Raw genomic sequence first — 20,963 nt, 5'->3', positions numbered from 1 at the left:
TAAATTTAAACTGTTATAAAATAGATTTTTATGAAAGAAAAATCGAAAGTAATTATAGAAAAAAGAAATAATGAGTTTTTTTTAAGACCAAGGTTTGTGATCGATCTAGAAGAAAGCAAAGAAACAGTTTTAAATCGATTTTCTAAATCTTTTAAAAGTGATGAAATTCCTTTTAGAGGAAGTATTGTAGATGGACATATTTTTATTTCAGTACCCAAAAAAGAAGAACATTTTTGGTCTCCTCAATTGCATTTAGAAATTATAGAGAAATCAGAACAAAAAGCTTTGCTAAAAGGTCTTTTTGGTCCAAAACCACAAGTTTGGACACTCTTTATATTTATTCATTTTGTAATAGGAGTTTCCTTTTTAGGTTTTTGCGTGCTTTTGTACACCAAAATATCTTTAAACGAAGCTATATTTTTCCCTGTAGTAATGATGGTTGCTTTACCATGTATTTGGATGGTCTTGTATTTTTTAGGTAAAATAGGAAAAGAGACAGGAAAACCTCAAATGGAAGCTTTACATAATTTTATGATACAAATTATCTAGAGCTATTTGTTGTTATATCCAAAACGCTTCAGTTGTGTTTTATCACTACGCCAATTTTTATTTACTTTTACATACAATTCTATATACACTTTTTTCTCAAAGAATTTTTCTAAATCTTTTCGTGCTTCTGCGCCAACTCTTTTGATCGCCGAACCTTTGTGACCTATAATAATTCCTTTTTGAGTTTCGCGTTCTACCATAATAACAGAACGAATTCTAACAATATGCTCTTCTTCACTAAACTCTTCTGTTTCTACTTCAACAGAATACGGAATCTCTTTTTTGTAATGAATTAAGATCTTTTCTCTAATTTTTTCGTTTACAAAAAAACGTTCTGGCTTGTCGGTTAATTGATCTTTAGGGTAATACGGTGGCGCTTCTGGTAGTAATTCTACAATTTTTTCAGACAAGCTTCCAATATTAAAGCCTTCTAAAGCAGAAATTACATATACATAAGCGTTTGGTACTTTTTCTTTCCAATAGTTAACTTTTTCTTCCACTTCATCTTGAGTAGACTTGTCAATTTTGTTCAATAATAAAATAACGGGTATTTCACTGCTGATTATTTTTTTAAAGAAGCCTTCATTTTTAAGTTCTTTCTCACCAACTTCTACCATATAAATAAGAATATCCGCATCATCTAAGGCAGATTTCACAAAATCCATCATAGAAGATTGCAATTCATAAGCAGGTTTTATAATACCAGGAGTGTCAGAAAAAACAATCTGATAATCGTCTCTATTTACAATCCCTAAAATTCGATGTCTTGTAGTTTGTGCTTTAGAAGTAATAATAGATAGTTTTTCTCCTACCAAAGCATTCATTAATGTTGATTTACCTACGTTAGGATTTCCAATAATATTTACAAAACCAGCTTTATGTGTCATGTTGCAAAGGTAATTGTTTTTATAGTTGATTAGAATTTAGAGCATTAAAAAATAATTAAAATAAAATTTGGATTGTTCTTAGATTGTATTGTATCTTTGCAGTCCAAATCGCGGGATAGAGCAGTAGGTAGCTCGTCGGGCTCATAACCCGAAGGTCACTGGTTCGAGTCCAGTTCCCGCTACAACAAGAGTAATCAGAAATGGTTACTCTTTTTTTATGCCTTAAATTGAAATTTTTGTAAATAAATAAAAAATATCAATCGAGTGTTTTTAATATATTAGCACTATAAAAATAATACTGGCGTAACATTCAAATAGACGTTCGTTTTTAAATTTGTTGTTCTATTTCAAAAAAGAGAATGATGCATGAAATATTCCCTCCTTTAAACGAGAAATTGAAAAAATTTTCGTTATACGACTATTTAAAGAATGATTTACAACTAAATCTAAACCATCTTGTCACTGAAATTAAGACGTCTAAGAAAAGGAATTTATTTCATCTTTTAGTTATTAGTAATACATAGATCTCTTATAAAGCCATTAGAAAATCAATATTTACATGAGGTAATTTTAATTGTACATTCGAATATTTTAACAAATATCAACCTAAAGTTAACAATGTATTCATCCCATTCCATCTTCAAACTTTGAAATTAAGTCTGCTTGCTTAACATTCCGTAATTGGTAATGGAACTATTTCGTGTTTTTTCTTTTCATCGAGGTGTATTTGATGGTACTCCAATTTTTAAACATGAATTATGTCTTTATAGTTTGGGGAAATAATAAAAATAAACGACTGCTTAATTTCCAACCTTTTGGAGTTGTATATTAAGTACATGGTGAATAGAAAATGATTTTTCACACAATTGTTAAATCGCTATAGAAAGAATAATTAACAGTGTCTAAAAGGTGACTAACTCAACCATTTTGCTTTGGTTCTTCGGGCATTCATCTCTGCGATATTAACAATAGATATCCCCTCAGGGCATTCCACTTCACAAGCACCTGTAAACGTACAGCTCCCAAATCCCTCTAGTTCCATTTGCTGGGTCATTTCCAGTACCCGCTTTGAGGCTTCCTGTTCTCCTTGGGGCAAGCTGTTTAGATGATTCACCTTTGCAGCAGTAAATAATACTGCAGAGGCGTTTTTACAAGTGGCCACACAGGCGCCACAACCAATACAGGCTGCAACATCCATAGCCTTGTCCGCAACGGCTTTACCAATGAGTAGAGCATTAGCTTCTGGTGCTGTACCAGTTTTAGCGCTGATATAACCGCCTTGTTCTATGATACTATCCAATGCAGAACGGTCTACCACCAAGTCTTTGATTACGGGAAAAGCAGCTGCTCTCCAAGGTTCTACGACGATGGTTTGTCCCTCTTTAAAACTTCGCATATGCAATTGACATGTGGTCATATGATCATGCGGCCCATGTGCCCGCCCGTTGATAAACACACCACACTGCCCACAGATTCCTTCCCGGCAATCGTATTCATAGGCAATGACCTTTTCGTTTTGCCCTACCAATAATTCGTTTAGATGGTCCAGCGCCTCGAGAAAAGACATGTCTTCTGTAAGCTGGTCTACCTCGTACGACTTAAAACCGCCCTTCGTATTTGCGTTGTCCTGTCTCCAGATTTTGAATATTACCTTCATTTCTTTTTTTCGGTTTTGGTATTATTGTATCATGGTTTTGTAATCGTTATTTATAGCTTCGTACGGTGGGTTTCACATTTTCGAACTCCAATGCTTCTTTATGAAGTTTAAAATGACCCTTGTTGTACTCCCAAGCCGAAACAAACGAAAATGTATCATCAATGCGCATGGCCTCACCATCTTTTGTTTGGTATTCTTCCCTGAAATGGGCTCCGCAGGACTCTTCTCGTTGTAGTGCATCTGTACACATGAGGAGGCCTAAGGCTATAAAATCTGACAAGCGTAGGGCTTTTTCCAACTCGGTATTCATTTCTTTGTCACTACCAGTTACGTTGACTTCGTTCCAAAAGGCCTCTTGTAGTTCTTTAATTTGGACAATCGCTTTTTCCAGTCCTTTCCTGTTTCTGCTCATAGCACATTCCTGCCACATAACCTTACCAAGTTCACGGTGAAAATAATCTACTGTTTTGCTGCCTTTAATCGAGAGCAACTTAGCTATTTGCTGTTCCACTTCTTTTTGCACCTTATCAAACTCTGGATGCTTCGTCGTTGGATGGTCGGCTTTCAATTCCTCTGCCAAATAATTGTTGATAGTATTAGGCAATACGAAATAGCCATCGATACTGGCCTGTAACAAGGAATTCGCTCCCAGACGGTTGGCTCCATGATCCGAAAAGTTACACTCGCCAATGGCATACAATCCTGGAATGGTGGTCATCAACTCATAATCTACCCAAAGACCTCCCATGGAAAAGTGGGCCGCCGGTGATATTTGCATGGGTTCTAAATAGGCATCTACGCCTGTAATCTTTTTGTACATAGCGAAAAGATTGCCATATCTATCTTTTATGGTCTCGATACCAAGGCGCGCAATGGCGTGCTTAAAACCTAAATAGACCGCATTTTTGAGTCGCCCAACCCCATAACCACCATCAATCTGTTCTTTGGCTGCCCTTGAAGCAATATCCCTAGGGGCGAGATTTCCAAAACTAGGATAGAGTCGCTCCAGATAATAGTCACGCTCCTCTTCAGGAATCTGATTTGCTATTCGGTCATCTCCCTTCTTTTTCGGCACCCATATGCGTCCATCATTTCGTAGTGATTCTGACATCAAGGTAAGTTTTGATTGGGCTTCACTGGTTTGCGGCAAGGCGGTAGGATGTATTTGTGTAAAACTAGGCGCAGCAAAATAAGCACCTCGTTTATGGGATTTCCAAAGCGCACTACCGTTACATCCAATAGCTAGAGTAGAAAGGCGAAAAACTCTGGAATAGCCTCCTGTGGCTAATACCACTGCATCAGCGGCAAATCGTTTTAACTCTCCACTAACCAAATCTCTTACTATAATACCTTTGGCTTTTCCGTCAATGACAACCAAATCTAACATTTCATGGCGTGGGTACATTTCTACTTTTTTTGCCCGTTTCATTTTATACAATTGCGAATAAGCGGCCAACAAAAGCTGTTGCCCTGTCTGCCCACGAGCATAGAATGTACGTTGCACTTGTACACCACCAAAACTACGATTGACTAGCACCCCACCATATTCGCGCGCAAAAGGGACACCCTGTTGTACATAATGATCAATAAGTGGAGCTGATAATTCGGCCAACCTGTAAACATTGGCTTCACGAGATCTAAAATCGCCTCCTTTTAAAGTATCGTAGAACATGCGCCATACACTATCACCATCATGCTGGTAATTTTTCGCGGCATTGATTCCGCCCTGTGCAGCAACGGAATGGGCCCTACGGGCGGAATCTTGGTAGCAGAAACACTTTACGTCATAGCCAAGTTCTCCCAAGGTAGCGGCAGCACCTGCGCCTGCGAGACCAGAGCCTACAACGATGATATTTAACTTTTTCTTGTTGGCAGGATTGATCAGTTGTGACTTTATCTGGTAGTTACGCCATTTATTTTCTAAAGGCCCTTTTGGAATTTTTGAATTTAGCATCTTAACAGTTATTTAAAGTATACAATAGCAGGAATAATACCGAAGCCTATAGACATAATAACTGCATATACTAAAGATGCTTTGGCAATTATTCGCAGTCCTTTTTTATGATAGAATCCCAAGGTCTTGAAGGCACTTTTCAATCCATGATTAAGATGTAACCCAAGAGGAATCATCAAAAGTGTATAGAATACCACATAATATATATTTTGGAAAAGGCTATAAGTAACTTCATAGACATCGGTATAACCCGCTGAATCTATGCTAACTTCTTCGCCAAGTCCCAATCTAATACGTACCCAAAAGTTAGCCAAGTGAACTACAATAAACAACAATACCATAATACCTAAAAGTCCCATGTTTTGAGAAGTCCAACTGCTATTCTCTTTGGAGTTACTAACCAAATAACGATGTGGTTTCGCCCTGCGATTTTTTAGGGTAATTAAAAAGGCATACACAACATGAAAAATAATGGATAAGTACAACACATAGGCTACAATCTTGATTAATGGACTTTCCCTTAAGGTTGTTGAATACGAATTGTAAAGCCCTCTGGCAGTTTCCTCTGGTAATAATAAAATACAATTGGCTGATAGGTGTACAATCAAAAAAAGACACAAAAACAAACCAGTAAGTGCAATGATTCCTTTTCTAAAAAACATCGATTTTTTATCTTTTTGAATGAATATGAAACTATAGGTAACTCAATTTTATTAGGTTTAGATTTTGAAACGGAGTTTTTGGAGTATTTTTTGTTGAACCACAACTAAGAAGAGCAAATGCAGAAGTTATTGGCAGTATTATAAATAATTCTTTCATATTTATAGATTTAATTATGTAACATAAGTAGTGGTATAGGGCTATTAAAGGTCTGTTTTAAAGTAACACTTTCGTTTAAAATACGATCAAAAAATCCTTTCTTACTTCGCACAAGGCAAAGCAATCCAGAATGGTCTTTTGTGAGGTAATCGTTTAGGTCTCGGTTCGTGTTACCAGTACCAAAGGCATAGGTTACGGAAGGGTTTAAATCTTTTATAGTATTTAAAGCCAGTTGAATATCTGTTGTTTTTTTATCTGAGATATGAAGCACTTTGATTTTACTTTTGTGCATTGCTGCAATCTTACGTAAAGGATCTACTGTTTCGCTAGAAAAGTTATTGTTGCTGATGGCAAAAACAATCTCATCTAGAGGATGAAAACTGTATCCTTCTGGAACAACAATTACAGGAGCAGTAGTTTTAGAAATGACACCACCAGCTACGCTTCCAATAAAAACTTCTTTGAGTCCACTAGCTCCTTTAGTGCCCATAACTATAAAATCGTAGTTACCACTATTGCCTGAGGATGCAATAGCAGAAATAGCATAGTTGTTAGTTAATCTGGGTTTTAGAAAAACATCAGGATGTTCTTTTTGTATTTTTTGCATCAATTCATCCATTTGGTTTCGTGCATCTTTTAATAGTACACTATCTATTGATTTCATAAGCAAAGCCGCGTTTGACCTTGCTCCGTAAACGTGAAGAATTGTTATTTCAACTGGCGAACCATCAAATAATTGAATGGCATAGGACAAAGCGTTTAAAGAAGTGCCTGAAAAATCTACAGGAACAAGAATCTTATTCATTTTACACAATATTTTAATGTAAGTGTAGTATCTCAATTGGAATTTATAAGGCATGCTTCCTCATAAACCTTATTAATCTATCTTACTTTTTATACAAATTTAGGAACAGAATCTTTAGCAAACCTTTAGAAACTAGAAAACGGTGAACTAAAGCTTAAATTGAAAATACAAACCGTTTGTTGATTCTTCTTTGAAGTAATGAAAAGAATCATGGGTTAATTTCATGTGATTTCTATAAGGTTAGATGTGGCTGATTTGTTTAGACACATTTTAGAATTAATGAAAAGACTCTTTTTATAGAAACTATTTTTTAAGTCGAATACTCTTCTTAAGTTTTTCTAAAGGATTAGATAATAATTTTATAAAATAAAATCAATATGAATATCTGTCTGAATATCATGGATTCAATAACCGATAAGTGTAAGAACCTAATTAGATAAACAGGCACCACATTAAAAAAAAATGAAAATATTAGATAAGATTTTAATGGCACAGGATTTTAGTGAATCCTCTAAAAATGTATTAGAAACTGCGATGGAGCTTTCAAAGATTTTTCAATCGGAGATTATTCCAGTTCATATTATTCCTGACGATACTGTGACAGAAAAAGCAAGATTATTGTTGCGTGAAATGGCTTTATTGAAGTTAGAGGAGACCGCAAAGAAGATAAAAAGTGGAGGAGCAGATGCAGGAAAACCAGTTTTAACCTTCGGTTCACCACATGATGGTATTGTTCGGGTTGCATTAGATGTTAATGCCAATCTCATTATAACAGGCTCTGGAGAACGCCAAAAAGGAGACCGATTTCAGTTGGGAACCACAACCGAAAGAATCATTCAAAAAAGTGAAAAACCTGTTTTTGTAGTAAAAGAAGGTACATCTCTTAATGTACAACAAATACTTTGTCCAGTTGATTTTTCTGAAGCCTCAAAACGAGCTCTTAAGACTGCCATCATTATGGCTCGTCGATTTAGGGCAGAATTGACCATTCTCGGAGTCTGCGAATTGCAAGGTTCCACTTGGTTTACATCTGAAAAGGACAGAGAAGAAGAAAATACTACACGCTGTGCTCAACATAAATTGAAATTTGATGATTTTCTGAAGAATTTCAATCTGTCTGATTTACAGTGGATCAAAGAAACACCTAAAGGAAATCCTGCCGAAGAAATACTCAGTACAATTTCCCGAAAAATGGTTGATTTACTTGTTATGGGAACTGTCGGAAGAACTGGGTTGAACCGTCTGATCATAGGAAGTGTTACAGAAAAGGTAGTTCGAGAAGTGCCCTGCTCTTTTCTTACCTTAAAATCAGAGGATATGATTAGCTTACAGTTGGAAATAAATATTCGTGATATAGAAAAACTCTATAAGAATGCAGTACAACTAATGGAAGATAGTTTTTACCAAGAAGCAATTGTTCAATTAAAGGCATGTTTAAATATCAACAACATGCATGTACCCGCTTATTTTGGATTGGCTAAAGTGTATGAAAAACTGAACGATTCTGAAAAAGCAGAAAAGTATAGAGAAATAGGAATGGAAATAAAGGATAAAATTTGGTATACGAAAATAGAAGAAGAGGTACGTAAGCTAAGAGGAAGCTAAAAAAAACACCTAAAAAGAATGCAAAAAGCAAAAGGAAAAGTAGTCAGCGTAAATGAATCATTGGTTGGTGCTAGAATTATAGAAGGAGCGGTGATGAATGGTGAAGTAGCATATATTATCATAGAGGATGGTACACGTCTCAAATCAGAAGTGATTGATGTGAAGCCAGGTAAAATAGCCTACCTACAGGTCTTTGAAGATACTAGCTGGATGAAAGTAGGTGATTTGTTAGAGTTCTCTGGCCTTCCCTTGTCTGTGAAATTAGGTCCTGGCATACTGAGTTCTGTAACAGACGGTCTTCAAAACCCTTTATACGAACTCGCAAAAAAAGAATGGTTCCTTGAAAGAGGTCTCATTGTAGAACCCTTAGATACTGTCGTAACATGGCACTTTACCCCATCTGTAGCTATCGGAGCCATAGTTACTGGGGGATCCATACTTGGTTATGTGCCCGAGAAAATGTTTCAACACAAGATTTTTGTGCCTTTTTCAGTACAAGGCAACTATACGGTTGAACGTATTGCACCAGAAGGGGACTACACTATAGAAGAAGATATTGCTATGATTCAAGATGCTTCGGGTATTTCTATGTCCTTAAAAATGGCATTCGACTGGCCCGTAAAAAAGCCGATGCCTTTTTATGAACGTTCTGTTCCCATAGAATCAATGCCAACAGGTATTAGAATCCTTGATGCCCTATTTCCGATAGCTTATGGAGGAACGGCATGTAATCCAGGACCTTTTGGAGCAGGTAAAACAGTACTACAACACAGCCTAGCCAGACACTCACAAGCAGATATTGTAATTATTGCCGCCTGTGGAGAACGTGCTGGTGAGGCTGTGGAAGTGTTTAAGGACTTTCCCAAATTAATAGATCCACGAACAGGGAATTCTTTGATGGATCGTACATTCATTGTAGGGAACACCTCTTCCATGCCCGTGGCGGCACGTGAAGCATCGGTATATCTAGCTACAACGATAGGAGAATACTACCGAAAACAAGGACTAAACGTACTGATTCTAGCCGATTCAACATCACGCTGGGCGCAAGCACTTCGAGAAACTTCAGGTAGAAAAGAAGAAATTCCTGGTCCAGAAGCATTTCCAATGTACATTTCTACGCTTATTTCAGCATTTTATGACCGTGCAGGTGTTGACATTCTTGCGGATGGAAATACAGGATCGCTAAGTATTATAGGTACTGTATCTCCAGCAGGTGGAAATTTTGATGAACCTGTTACACAAGCTACTCTATTGAGCACGGGTGCTTTCTGGGGATTGTCAAGAGCATTATCCGATGCCCGAAAATATCCGGCTATTGATCGTATCGATAGTAATTCTAAATATCCCTCATTGCTAACCAAAGAAGAAGTATCCTTCCTACTAGAACTGCTTCGAGAAGGCAAGAGTATTGCTGCAAATATTATTCTGATGGGAGAAAAGGGAATAACCGACGAAACCTATATTCAGTATCAAAAAGCCGAGTTGGTCGATGCGGTATTTTTACAGCAGAATAGCTTTCATGACGTAGATGGCGTCACCTCACCAAACCGTTTACGATTGATGTTCGATGTGTTAAAAGCCATTATTGATGCCCCAATAGCGATCAAAGGAAAAGAAGGAATTCGTTCACATTTTAATTTGATAAGACAAACCTATATTGATTGGAATATAATGCGAGTCGATGCTATAGAATTTGAGCAACAAAAGTCCAAACTGTTAAATCTATTAAAGCGAAAGAAACATGCTACAGAAAACATATGAGAATATAGACAGTATCGGGCGAGCCATTCTTAGTATAAAAGCCAAAGGTGTGCACAACAAAGAGCTCGCAGAGGTAATATACCCAAATGGAGAGAAGGCATTTGCGCAGGTTATTGCTTTAGATGGTGATCAAGTAACGCTTCAATTATTTGGTGGTGGCTTTGGTGTTTCTACTGACTGTAAAATTCGTTTTCTTGGAAAACCTGTACAGGTAGGGTTTTCTGATGATATGTTAGGAAGAGTCTATTCAGGTAATGGGCAACCTATCGACGGTGGTCCAGAACTGCTATCAGACATGATTCGGGTGGCAGGACCATCTATCAACCCGGTAAAAAGATTGATTCCTAAAGAAATGATTCATACTGGTGTACCTATGATTGATGTGTTCAACACCTTGGTACGGTCGCAAAAGATACCCATTTTTGCTAAAGCTGGGGAACCTTATAATCGATTATTGGCCAACATAGCCACACAGACTGATGCAGACATCATTATTATTGGCGGTGTAGGCTTAAAATATGATGAGTTTCATTATTTTAAGCAACGAATCGAAGAATCTGGGAGTAAAAGCAAGACCATCATGTTTGTGCATACGCATCGAGATTCTATTGTTGAAGGTTTGATGGTGCCAGATTTGGCCTTAGCTGTCGGAGAACGTTTCGCGCTTCAAGGAAAAAATGTTTTCGTGCTATTGTCGGATATGACCCAGTGGTCAGATTATTTGCGACAGGTAGCCAATGCCCAAGATCAAATACCAGCCAATCAAGGGTATCCAGGAGATCTGTATTCACAATTGGCAAGTCGTTACGAAAAAGCCGCTGATATTGATGGAGCTGGTAGTTTGACCATTCTTGGAGTAACCACCATGGATGATGTTACCCATCCCGTACCCGATAATACTGGGTATATCACAGAAGGTCAATTCTACATGAAAGACGGGTATTTAGAGTTATTTGGTTCATTAAGTAGATTGAAACAGCAGGTTAATGATAAGACTCGCCACGACCATAGAAGCATCATGAATGCCATGGCTCGATTGTTATCGGAATCTGAAGAAAAGGTGAAAGCACAGAAATTCGGATCGGTAAAAGATGACTATTCCCTAAGACTTTTGAAGTACCGTAAAACATTTCAAAAGGAATTGATGGATCCATTCCGTTTTCTTGAACTGGAAGATGCCTTGGATCTATGTTGGGATGTTTTATCAAAATATTTCAAAAAAGAAGAGGTTGGGCTTTCATCAAAATTAATCGAAGGGTATTGGCCAGAAAAAGGGAAGTTCAAAATTTTAAAAGATAATATCGATGAGTGATAAAACACTGGATAAGCTGATTGCTACGCTAAAATCTGAGGCTATTGATGCTGCTGACATCGCATCAAAAAAAATAGTGGAAGATGCGCAGGTGCAAGCAAAAAAAATAGTGAGGAGTGCCGAAGAAAAAAGGAAACAGATTCTTATAGAAGCCCAGAGAGAGGCAGAAGCTACCCTCAGCAAAGGAGAAAGCGCACTTCGGCAAGCGGCCAGAGATCTTTATATTACCGTGCAAAACGATTTATTGAAGCTTTTTCAGGCGGTATTAAAAAAGGAAGTTAATGAAGCTTTCAACCCTGATTTAATAAAATCTACGGTCATAAAAATAATTGAGAACGTTGGTAGTGAAGTAAGGTTAAAACTCTCAGAAGATTTTGACCAAAAGCTAGCTGATCATGTTCATCTGCGTTTGCTAATATCAGAAAATATTGTCTCCTTAATCAAAGATGATAATATACTGAACGGGTTGTCAATAGCTAATACAGACCAAGGTTGGAGTTACCATATTACGCCAGAAGAAGTTGCCGAACTCTTAAATAACCACCTAAGCAGAAAGTGGATGAATCTACTAAAAAACAGACAGTAAATATGATCACTGGAAATCTGGAATATTTAATAAGTAGCTTACCGTACTTATCTTTTCAAGACACAGAAGATACACGTTCAAAGGTTTTTTCTACGCTTATAAAATATGCTGAATCTTCAGGACAAGAGAAAAATGTAATCACAATTTTTGATGAAGAAGCAGCAAAGTTTCTAACGCCGAGTGATTACCATCTTCTGTGTCAAATGAATCTGGAAACTATCCATAAAATGATATTTCAGAAAAATAAAAATACGGTATTGGCAGCTTTCTCAAAATATGTTTTTGCCATGAAAAATGACATCAAAGACTTGCGTATGTTACGGAGGAACAACTCGAAACAAACATCATCAAAAAAAGGATGGCTACCTATAATACCAGGAAATCCATTAGATGAAGAGATACAGTTACTCAAGTTACAATGGAATAAACTGGAAGCACTCTCCATTGGTCATTATACAGACTTTGGAGCTTTAATATGCTATAAACTCAAGTTAATGTTGTTGCTTCGATGGTGGAGTTTTGATACCGATAAAGGTTTTGGAGTTTTTTTACAAACCATAAAAAAGACTGAACATGGCAGATAAGATTTTAATGAACAAGAATTCTTTGGCTGCTTTAAAGATAGAACTCAGAGAATATAGAACGGCACTACCTGTTTTCGAAATGAAAGAACAACAGTTAAAAGAAGTTGTACAAACCATCGAATATACTATAGAACGTTTAGAAAAAGCGATTGAACAAGCGAATAAGGAAACAAAAAAATGGGTAGCTGTAATGGCTGAGGATGCTGTTGATGTGTCTAATTTAGTAAAAGTAGACCGTGTTATCAATAAGAAGCGAGAAATTGTTGGAGTGACCATTAAAGCATTTGTCGATATTATTTTTGAAAACACAGAAGTAGATCTTTTTTCCACACCTTTATGGGTGGATGCTATGATTGAGGTTGTAAAGGATCAAAAAACAAATCATGTTATAATGGCTATTGAGAAGAAAAATAGGGAACTGTTACAAGAAGAATTGGCTGAAGCCCGTCGGATGAAAAATGCGCTCAAAGAAGTGTTTATACCAGAAACTATACATAATATTAGAAAAATTGAAATTTATTTAGGAGATGTGGAGCGACTGGCCATAGGGTGCGCTAAGCTTGTAAAAAAGAAAAAACAAGATAAAAAAGTGCTATTATGATTGTTCGAATGAAGGAAATACTGCTTTTTACCACATCGCATTCAGTAGATGAAACGGTAGATGAACTCGGTAAACTTGGTGTTGTAGATATCAAAGAAGTCAATCAACCTTTTGGTGAATTAATAGAAAGGTGCGCAGAAGAGATCAACCGCACCGAGAGTGCAATCGCTATCCTTCAAAAGGATGCAAATAATAAAAATGATCAAACCACTAGAGAAGCATTCAATACAAAGGATCCTAAACGGATAATAAGTCGTGTATTAAAGACCGTTGCTATTCGACAAAAATGCAAAAATAGACTTGATGAACTTCACCAACAGCTAACTTGGTATCAAACCTGGGGTGAACCTATAGATATCAAAGATTTTAAATACTTACAAGAGAACAATATATATATCCGTTTGCATCTGGTAGACAAACAACTTGCGCAATCATTAACCAAAAACCATTGCATAGCGGTTTTCCCCGAACAGAGCGGCAAGGTGCCTATCGCGTTCTTTACAAGAGACGCATCTGAAAAACTGAACTTGAAAGAAGCAGTACTGCCTGAATTGTTAATTGATGATATCAGACAGCAAATCAAAAGGAAAGAACGACAACTTGCTGAAATAGAGTTGTTTTTGAAAGACCAATCTAATAGCATAACATCCTTAGAAGATTATCTTATTTTTTTAAAAGATCGATTGGGAGTTCAACAAACTTTAGAGGGCATGGGCGATATAAAAGGTAGGCTGAAATATCTAAAGGGCTATATTCCAAAGTATACTGTTAATGCTTTTATATCTGCTGCTGAAAAACATCATTGGGGCTACAACATATCGGATCCTGAGAAACCAGAAGATGTTCCAGTGTATATTAAGAATCCCAAATGGATCAGTATCATAAATCCCGTCATGAAGTTTATAGACATCGTGCCAGGTTATAAAGAAGTAGATGTATCTATTTATTTTTTAGTTGCTTTTGCATTGTTTTTTGCCATGCTTGTTGGAGATGCGGGCTATGGAGTTGTTTTTTTGTTGATTACCTTATTGTTTCGTAAAAAAATGGCATCCCAAATGCGTTTTCTAATGTATGTATTAAGTAGCACAACCATTATTTGGGGAGTTTTGAGCGGCACTTACTTTGGAGCCGAGGAAATTGCAGCCATCCCTTTTTTAAACAATTTAATCATACAAGAGATCTCTAGCTTTGGCGTAGATAATATTTCGTTTATGATGCATCTTTCCTTTCTCATCGGCGCAATACATTTAACGATTGCCCATAGCGTTCGACTTTTTCAATTTATAAATTCCATAAAAGCATTGAGTGAACTGGGGTGGATTTGTCTGGTTTGGGGATTGTTTTTTTTAACAGAACAATTGGTACTGGGGAAAACTGCACCAGACTGGAACAATTGGTTATTTATAGCAGGTGCATTATTGGTGACGTTATTTGCTGTGGAAAGCAAAAACTTTCTGAAAAGCATGGGGATATCTGTGGCCAATTTGCCATTGAGCCTCATCAGTGGTTTCTCTGATATTGTTTCTTATGTTCGGCTTTTTGCAGTTGGTATGGCAACAGCCGCTGTAGCTTCAAGCTTTAATAATATGATAGTACCTAATGGAATTTTAGAGTTGGGTATTTTAGATTTAGTGATGGCAGCGGTAGCCTTGTTCTTAGGACATGGATTAAATATTGCCTTGGCATTAATGGCAGTCATGGTACACGGCATCCGTTTAAATATGTTAGAGTTTGCAGGACATCTTGGGGTACAATTTTCAGGGGAAGCCTATAAGCCATTTAAATTGATAGCTTCATTAGATGCATTTGAGAACGAAGGAACACAATCATTAACAACAAAATAATAGATAAAGAAATTATTGAACTTTTAAAAATGAAATCATGACAAGTATCGCATTCATTGAAACAACAGTAAAAGGATTAGGAGACATGGGCGTGTCTTTAAGTATTGCTGCAATAGGATCTGCAATAGGAACTGGAATAGCAGGTATGGCTGCTATTGGAGCTTGGAAAAAAATGATAATCAATGGTGATAAAGCAGCAACTGCTTTACTCATTTTTGTGGGTGCACCACTTTCTCAGGTTATTTACGGGATGATTCTAAAAAACGCCATCGCTGATGCGAATCTGAGCCCTGATTCCTATTTCTGGCAAATACTCATTGGACTTTTTGCTGGTGCTGCTATGGCTGGTTCAGCCATATTTCAAGGAAAAGCCGGAGCTAGAGCCTGTGATGCTATTGCTGCAGGTGCAAATGATACCGCAAAATATATTATGATTATCGGTGTAGTAGAAACGGTTGCTTTATTCGTCATGATATTTACTATGACAGGATTGCCAACTTCTTCATAGCAAGACATGAATTTAGTACTGCAATCTGAAGCACTCTTTTCAAAAAATAATGGTCTTTTTAGAATTCACATATAGTGCTTTTAAAATAGAGGTGTTTTGGTATGATAAGAATCATGTTTTGATCACAACTTTTTTTAGAACTTTATAAATTATAAAAAGTGTGTTTCCTTAGATTTTAAGGTTGTTGTTTCTTGAGAGTAGAATAGTATTGTTTTTGGAACAAAGATATTAAGATAACAATTGATGGTATAGAAATAAAATGTAAAAGAACATTTGAATGGTGAAAGATACTACAGATAGCAAATGGAAATAAAACTTACCTATTATGAAAATACTTGTTATTGAAGATAATGTAGAGCTTCTCAAGGACATCAAGAATTTTTTAGATGAACAAGGTAACGTCTGTGAAATTGCCCCCAACTATCAATCGGCTTACATGAAAGCAGTGATTTTTCCTTACGATATTTTGGTTGTTGATATTACGCTGCCAGATGGCACAGGGCTTGATATTATCAAGGAGGTGAAGAAAGAGAATATTGATGTAGGTATTATCATTATTTCTGCAAAAAATGCGGTTGGAGATAAAGTAAATGGATTAGAAGTAGGAGCGGATGATTATTTAACCAAACCCTTTTATCTTGTGGAGCTTAATGCGAGAATAAAAGCGTTATACAGAAGAAAAGTTTACAAAGGAAGTAAAGAAATCCTTTTTAATGAAATTCGGATAAAACCTGGGAGTTATGAGGTTTTTGTGAATAACCGTTTGATGAATCTAACCAAAAAAGAATTTGACATCATTCATTTTTTTGTTGCTAACAAAAATAGATTGTTGACGAAAGAAGCCATCGCTGAACATCTTTGGGGAGATCATATTGAAATGGTAGATTCTTTCAACTTCATTTATACACATTTGGCCAACCTGAGAAAAAAAATCACCAAGTTTGGAGGAAACGATTACATTAAGTCAATCTACAGTGTAGGCTACAAATTCAGCGAATAAAATGAATTTAGTCACAAAAACCAATAAATACTATCTCGTCTTTTTTGTACTTCTTTTTCCATTGATGGTTGCAACCGACTTCTATCTTATTCGGTATTTTGTAAGCAAAGAGGTAGACGATATATTGAGACATGAAAGTGAACGTATTATTTTTAGTCTTAAAGAAAAAGGAGCATTTCTGCCGTCTAACTATTTATTTGAGATAAACCCTTTGAAAGAAGATTCTTCTGTTCTTAATAAATACAGAGATACTTTAATTTATGAGGACTATGCCAATAAATTTATTCCCTATCGTACGTATGAATTTACGACACAGGTCGATTCTCAAAAAGTTAGGGTTTCGATTCATCATATTCTTTTAGAAATGAATGAATTGGTTGTATGGCTTTTCGTAGCGACTTCATTGATCATATTGTTATTAATAACAGGATTGTTCTTTATCAATCAAGTGATATACAAATGGACCTGGAAACCTTTTTTTAAAAACTTATCAAAAGTTACTAATTACGATATCACTAAAAAAAATCCAGTATCTTTAGAAGTTTCAAACATTAGTGAGTTTCAAGAGTTAAATAAGATTGTTACGGGATTGATGAATCAGGTAAAAAAAGATTTTCATAACCTTAAGGAATTCAATGAAAATATTGCCCATGAAATACAGACTCCTCTGGCTATTATTCGCAATAAGATGGTGCTTCTTCTAGAAAGTCAAAACCTAAGCAAAAAAGAACTTCAATGGGTAAAAGCGGTTTATCAAGAAGCCAATAAACTATCAAAAATAGGAAAATCTTTGACTTTGATTTCTAGAATAGAAAATCAAGAATTTAGAAGGCTAAATAGTGTTGATATTCATACTATTGTTGATAATATTGTTGGAAATATGGAAGAAATGATTCAATTTAAAAATCTTACAATAAAAGTAAAACTGTATCCCGTTAAGGTAAAATGTGATCTCATTTTAGCAAATATCTTATTTACAAACCTCATTAAAAATGCAGTACAACACAATCAAGAAGGTGGGTTTATTGAAATGCTTTTGAATGAAGAAAAATTCGAAATTATAAATACAGGAGCGATTTCGAGCATAGAAACTGCACAATTGTTCAATCGCTTTCAAAGAGGAAATAAAGTAACAACGTCTTTGGGATTGGGTTTAGCTATTAATCAGAAAATATGTGAAATGTATGGGTTTCGGCTTAATTATGACCTCCATGAGAATAAACATAAGCTTTCATTATATTTTAATACCCGTTGTGCATTTTGATAAATTCTGTCAATTCGAGCGATTATAATGACGTAAATTAGTCTATAAATATGTCTGTTCGAGCGCAGTCGAGAACTATTAATATACTTGAAATCAGATAATTATATAAACACGTCAGTGGTAGTGAATTTCACGATTGAATTAAGTGAAATTTGTATCGAGAATAAGAATTTTCGTTTCTAAACTAGTTCTCGATACGATTTTTTTATCAAAAATCACTACCATTGACGTAGCTTGTAAGTTACTGTTTTACAAATTATTAATATATGTCTGGTCGAGCGCAGTCGAGACCTTCTTTAACCTCTCGACTGCGCTCGAGGAGACATTACGTCATTCCAACCGCTTGATATAAATTTTTCTCGGGTCTCGAACTGACATTTTGGAATACATTTAACTCAAAATGCACAACGGGTTTTAATGTGTAAGGTTTCAAATAAAGATGCTATTATTACATTCTTACTAGTTTTAAAACACTAGAACTTCCATCGCTTAATGTTGTTTTTACAAAATAGAGTTTGTCTCGCGATACACTAAAAAGCTTATTTAAATAAAGGCTAAGAGATAGGTTGCTAGTCGTATTATGAAACGGAAACGTTAATAAAGTTTGACCTGTAATGTTAAAAATGGTAATGATACCATCAGCGTTTGTACGATCAATAAACCTTAGGTATACTTCGCTTTCCCCAGCAACAGGATTGGGATATAAAATTACATCTTGGTGCAACATTTTACCATTAAACTCATCTATATCTAGTGCCTCAGATACCCTATAATTTACCTTTGCTGTAGACACGTGCCATGCATTTGTCTTTTCGATGGCAAAATAATCTACTAAGACAGCAAATGGGGTGTCTCGAACAGATGGTTTTACAAGGGCTATACTATCTGCGAGATTTACAGTTAGGGAGGCGTCAGACGAATGGATCCAGAGTAAATTTTCATTTTCTTCATAATCATTAGTCACATAGTTATTAAGATTTAAATCTGGAAAAGCTTCCGTATCAAAATCGATAATCTGATCTGGAATTTCTGAAACTAATGGTGGTTTTCCAGGATTTGTCGTAGAACATATCAATTGTATAGGGCGTTCTGTTGTTAGGCCTTCATGGTCTTTTACCTGTAAGGTAAGACTAACGATGGTATCTTTATTAGCTAAAATATAGGTATTCATAGCATTACCCATCCAACCTTGTTGATCAGTGATGTCTACAAATACTTTTTCGTTTACGTTCTTAGTACTGCCCGCTTGCCATTCCTTTATCGTGTATTCTAAATTATCAGGATTTGTGAGGTCATCTTTAATATAATAATCAATCAAGGTTTGTGCCTCCCAGACATACAAAGCATCACAACCTGTAGTTCCAGGTTCGCAGGGAAGGGGAAGGGGAAGATTACTAAGAAAGCCAGGATATATCATATTGGGAAGTGTTACTAGCGGTGCCTTATTTTCCTCAGGCAATATGGTGATGGGAATAATTTTTGTAGTGAGTGCATTTTGTTCATCAGTCACAGATACCGTAAGTAAATCTGTTCCCAACCAACCCGCTACTTTGGGTATGATATTTCCAGATGATAATTGTAGGTTTTCTGTTTCGTTTGGGTAGGTAATCTCCAAAAGGTCAAAATATGTGAAATCATCGCTAACATCAATATTAAGTGCAGGGTTATCACCTGTCCTAAATGTAATAGCATCAGTTTCAATTACAGGTGGTTCATTAGATAAAATAAAACGAACAGGGTAACTGATAATTTCAAGGTTTGGCATAGCTGGATTTGTAACTTTACAATAATATAAGCCTTGATTTATTGGATCATTACTTCTTACTAAAGGATATTCCGTTCCAGCTAGATTCTCGTTGAGGCCTCTATCACTTAATTTACGATAGAACAGCCATTGTACTTCATTGGACGGCAAGGATTGATAGCCTTCCACAAAAATAGCCGTCGTTTCCGTAGCACTGGGAAGTATGATTTGTTGAACATCTCCAAATTTATTTTGAGGCATGAACGTTACTCTAGCACCAAAAGTTTGTAAATCTTCGTAATCTGGTAACAGGTCTTGTAATAAAAAGTTATTGGCACTGATGTCTAAAATATCGACTAAGGATTCATCTGTATCTTCACCCAAAACCCTACCCGACAAATTATTATGATCGACATATAAGGATAATGGGATAGGGTCAACTACATTTTCGTTTCTATCCCAGATAATTTCTGGGATATCGCCAGACATCTCGTTATAACTTGCTCTAATCTCTCTTAAAGATCGAATTTCTGAAATTGATATTGGAAAAGTCTGTAATTGGTTATTGGAGATATTCAGATTAACCAAGTTGTTTAATTTTGAAATGTCATCAGGCAAGTTAATTAGGCGATTATTTTCAACCGTTAAATTCGCTAAAAATGTTAAATCCCCTATAGTTGAAGGTAAGCTGTTAAGCCTATTAACCCTAACATCAAGTGTTCGTAAATTTTGTAAATTACCAATAGAAGCAGGTAGATTTGAAATGTAATTGAACCATAGTCGTAAAGATCGAAGGCTTGTTAAATCGCCTATCCTCGGAGAAATAGTTTCCAGCAAAACATTTTGGATGGCTAAAGTGCCCAGTTCCTGTAGATTTTGGAGGTGTTGAATACCGTCAGGCAAATGACTGGCTTGTATTCCCAGAGTATTCCCGTCAATGGTAATCCCGCTGATTCTTTTGGAGGTATTAACCGTTATTCCAGGGTAAGAGCTTACAGGCTTGGTAACGTCCCAAAAAGGAGGCCATCCAGCATCTACTAAAGCATTATGGAAATTCATAACGGCGACTGAATCTTGAACAATTACCTGGTTTTGACTGTGTATGCGAGATGTATAAACTATAATAAAAAAAGTAATACATGTTAGTAGGGTAAGCTTGTGCTTCTTCATGATAGGCTTTTTTAATTTTTAGGTTTAAGAAACCCTAATAAAATAGAGATGCTATTCTTATAAAATGGTTGCGTTAAATTTATAGAATTTTTTTTATTCCTAATGTTAAATTAGTGAAACTCAATTTTTCTTCCAAAGCTTCGGAAGCGAAGCAATGAATTAAATATTGCTAGCTGAACCTGCCTATGCCGGCAGGCAGGCTAATCCCACTTTTTTTTAGCGGAATCTATGGGTTTTACCTGCCAGCCTGCTGTCTGGTTCCCCGATGCTCTGCGTCGAAATAAAAAATAAATTTCTACTTGATATCTCG

Annotated in this window: 17 protein-coding genes and 1 tRNA gene; 12 read left to right on the top strand and 6 right to left on the bottom strand. The window is 36.1% G+C overall.

All coding sequences use genetic code 11. The annotated features are described in order from the left end of the window. Positions 1–30 precede the first annotated feature (30 nt). A complete protein-coding gene (locus Q0998_RS11190; RefSeq protein WP_299670037.1) occupies positions 31–549 on the top strand; it encodes a GTP-binding protein in 519 nt (172 codons plus the stop codon). Positions 550–551: 2 nt separating this feature from the next. Here the strand turns inward: Q0998_RS11190 and era are convergent, their stop codons facing one another. Beyond that, a complete protein-coding gene (gene era, locus Q0998_RS11185; protein ID WP_299670035.1) occupies positions 552–1,436 on the bottom strand; it encodes a GTPase Era in 885 nt (294 codons plus the stop codon). 109 nt (positions 1,437–1,545) lie between these two features. On the opposite strand from era, the gene Q0998_RS11180 reads away from it, so the two are divergent. Continuing rightward, a tRNA-Met gene (locus Q0998_RS11180) sits at positions 1,546–1,618 on the top strand. Positions 1,619–2,349: 731 nt separating this feature from the next. Here Q0998_RS11180 and Q0998_RS11175 read toward each other — a convergent pair. From Q0998_RS11175 to Q0998_RS11160, 4 genes are all read right to left on the bottom strand, one after another. Next, positions 2,350–3,093, bottom strand: a complete 744-nt coding sequence (locus tag Q0998_RS11175) for a succinate dehydrogenase/fumarate reductase iron-sulfur subunit (RefSeq protein WP_299670033.1) — start codon at positions 3,091–3,093, stop codon at positions 2,350–2,352. Between the two features lie 46 nt (positions 3,094–3,139). Continuing rightward, positions 3,140–5,047 carry a fumarate reductase/succinate dehydrogenase flavoprotein subunit gene (locus Q0998_RS11170; protein WP_299670031.1) on the bottom strand — a complete coding sequence of 636 codons (1,908 nt, stop codon included), beginning with the start codon at positions 5,045–5,047 and terminating at the stop codon, positions 3,140–3,142. A gap of 8 nt (positions 5,048–5,055) precedes the next feature. Further along, complete coding sequence (locus Q0998_RS11165) at positions 5,056–5,709, bottom strand: succinate dehydrogenase cytochrome b subunit (protein WP_299670029.1); 654 nt, start codon at positions 5,707–5,709, stop codon at positions 5,056–5,058. Between the two features lie 167 nt (positions 5,710–5,876). Beyond that, on the bottom strand, positions 5,877–6,671 hold the full coding sequence (locus Q0998_RS11160; protein WP_299670027.1) for a universal stress protein: 795 nt from the start codon (positions 6,669–6,671) through the stop codon (positions 5,877–5,879). Positions 6,672–7,133: 462 nt separating this feature from the next. Between Q0998_RS11160 and Q0998_RS11155 the strand changes: the two genes are divergently transcribed. The 10 genes from Q0998_RS11155 (at position 7,134) to Q0998_RS11110 (ending at position 17,739) form a co-directional block, all read left to right on the top strand. Then, positions 7,134–8,276 carry a universal stress protein gene (locus Q0998_RS11155; protein WP_299670025.1) on the top strand — a complete coding sequence of 381 codons (1,143 nt, stop codon included), beginning with the start codon at positions 7,134–7,136 and terminating at the stop codon, positions 8,274–8,276. Between the two features lie 18 nt (positions 8,277–8,294). Next, on the top strand, positions 8,295–10,040 hold the full coding sequence (locus tag Q0998_RS11150) for a V-type ATP synthase subunit A (protein WP_299670023.1): 1,746 nt from the start codon (positions 8,295–8,297) through the stop codon (positions 10,038–10,040). Continuing rightward, positions 10,021–11,352, top strand: coding sequence for a V-type ATP synthase subunit B (locus tag Q0998_RS11145; RefSeq protein WP_299670021.1), 1,332 nt, complete (start codon positions 10,021–10,023; stop codon positions 11,350–11,352). Before Q0998_RS11150 ends, Q0998_RS11145 begins: the two co-directional genes overlap by 20 nt. Next, positions 11,345–11,938 carry a hypothetical protein gene (locus Q0998_RS11140; RefSeq protein ID WP_299670019.1) on the top strand — a complete coding sequence of 198 codons (594 nt, stop codon included), beginning with the start codon at positions 11,345–11,347 and terminating at the stop codon, positions 11,936–11,938. Before Q0998_RS11145 ends, Q0998_RS11140 begins: the two co-directional genes overlap by 8 nt. Before the next feature lie 2 nt (positions 11,939–11,940). Continuing rightward, complete coding sequence (locus Q0998_RS11135) at positions 11,941–12,522, top strand: DUF2764 family protein (protein WP_299670017.1); 582 nt, start codon at positions 11,941–11,943, stop codon at positions 12,520–12,522. Then, complete coding sequence (locus tag Q0998_RS11130) at positions 12,512–13,123, top strand: V-type ATP synthase subunit D (protein WP_299670015.1); 612 nt, start codon at positions 12,512–12,514, stop codon at positions 13,121–13,123. The genes Q0998_RS11135 and Q0998_RS11130 overlap by 11 nt, the downstream gene beginning before the upstream one ends. Beyond that, positions 13,120–14,967: a hypothetical protein gene (locus Q0998_RS11125; protein WP_299670013.1), complete on the top strand. Its 1,848-nt coding sequence runs from the start codon at positions 13,120–13,122 to the stop codon at positions 14,965–14,967. The genes Q0998_RS11130 and Q0998_RS11125 overlap by 4 nt, the downstream gene beginning before the upstream one ends. Positions 14,968–15,004: 37 nt before the next feature. Continuing rightward, the gene (locus tag Q0998_RS11120) at positions 15,005–15,475 is read left to right on the top strand and encodes a hypothetical protein (protein WP_299670011.1); all 471 of its coding nucleotides are present in this window, start codon (positions 15,005–15,007) and stop codon (positions 15,473–15,475) included. A 325-nt stretch (positions 15,476–15,800) separates the two neighbouring features. After that, positions 15,801–16,475, top strand: a complete 675-nt coding sequence (locus Q0998_RS11115; protein ID WP_299670009.1) for a response regulator transcription factor — start codon at positions 15,801–15,803, stop codon at positions 16,473–16,475. A gap of 1 nt (position 16,476) precedes the next feature. Beyond that, the gene (locus tag Q0998_RS11110) at positions 16,477–17,739 is read left to right on the top strand and encodes a HAMP domain-containing sensor histidine kinase (protein WP_299670007.1); all 1,263 of its coding nucleotides are present in this window, start codon (positions 16,477–16,479) and stop codon (positions 17,737–17,739) included. A 448-nt stretch (positions 17,740–18,187) separates the two neighbouring features. On the opposite strand, the gene Q0998_RS11105 is transcribed toward Q0998_RS11110, so the two are convergent. Then, a complete protein-coding gene (locus Q0998_RS11105) occupies positions 18,188–20,542 on the bottom strand; it encodes a hypothetical protein (RefSeq protein ID WP_299670076.1) in 2,355 nt (784 codons plus the stop codon). Positions 20,543–20,963: the final 421 nt, after the last annotated feature.

It is taken from the genome of uncultured Polaribacter sp. (genome assembly GCF_947501385.1).
In the GTDB taxonomy this organism is placed as follows: domain Bacteria; phylum Bacteroidota; class Bacteroidia; order Flavobacteriales; family Flavobacteriaceae; genus Polaribacter.
Note: the sequence above shows the minus strand (reverse complement) of the source record. Positions and strands in the feature narration are given on the sequence as shown.

Coding starts and splice junctions, on each gene's coding strand:
- Q0998_RS11190 (WP_299670037.1), top strand. CDS start 31: ATGAAAGAAAAATCGAAAGTAATTATAGAAAAAAGAAATAATGAGTTT.
- era (WP_299670035.1), bottom strand. CDS start 1,436: ATGACACATAAAGCTGGTTTTGTAAATATTATTGGAAATCCTAACGTA.
- Q0998_RS11175 (WP_299670033.1), bottom strand. CDS start 3,093: ATGAAGGTAATATTCAAAATCTGGAGACAGGACAACGCAAATACGAAG.
- Q0998_RS11170 (WP_299670031.1), bottom strand. CDS start 5,047: ATGCTAAATTCAAAAATTCCAAAAGGGCCTTTAGAAAATAAATGGCGT.
- Q0998_RS11165 (WP_299670029.1), bottom strand. CDS start 5,709: ATGTTTTTTAGAAAAGGAATCATTGCACTTACTGGTTTGTTTTTGTGT.
- Q0998_RS11160 (WP_299670027.1), bottom strand. CDS start 6,671: ATGAATAAGATTCTTGTTCCTGTAGATTTTTCAGGCACTTCTTTAAAC.
- Q0998_RS11155 (WP_299670025.1), top strand. CDS start 7,134: ATGAAAATATTAGATAAGATTTTAATGGCACAGGATTTTAGTGAATCC.
- Q0998_RS11150 (WP_299670023.1), top strand. CDS start 8,295: ATGCAAAAAGCAAAAGGAAAAGTAGTCAGCGTAAATGAATCATTGGTT.
- Q0998_RS11145 (WP_299670021.1), top strand. CDS start 10,021: ATGCTACAGAAAACATATGAGAATATAGACAGTATCGGGCGAGCCATT.
- Q0998_RS11140 (WP_299670019.1), top strand. CDS start 11,345: ATGAGTGATAAAACACTGGATAAGCTGATTGCTACGCTAAAATCTGAG.
- Q0998_RS11135 (WP_299670017.1), top strand. CDS start 11,941: ATGATCACTGGAAATCTGGAATATTTAATAAGTAGCTTACCGTACTTA.
- Q0998_RS11130 (WP_299670015.1), top strand. CDS start 12,512: ATGGCAGATAAGATTTTAATGAACAAGAATTCTTTGGCTGCTTTAAAG.
- Q0998_RS11125 (WP_299670013.1), top strand. CDS start 13,120: ATGATTGTTCGAATGAAGGAAATACTGCTTTTTACCACATCGCATTCA.
- Q0998_RS11120 (WP_299670011.1), top strand. CDS start 15,005: ATGACAAGTATCGCATTCATTGAAACAACAGTAAAAGGATTAGGAGAC.
- Q0998_RS11115 (WP_299670009.1), top strand. CDS start 15,801: ATGAAAATACTTGTTATTGAAGATAATGTAGAGCTTCTCAAGGACATC.
- Q0998_RS11110 (WP_299670007.1), top strand. CDS start 16,477: ATGAATTTAGTCACAAAAACCAATAAATACTATCTCGTCTTTTTTGTA.
- Q0998_RS11105 (WP_299670076.1), bottom strand. CDS start 20,542: ATGAATTTCCATAATGCTTTAGTAGATGCTGGATGGCCTCCTTTTTGG.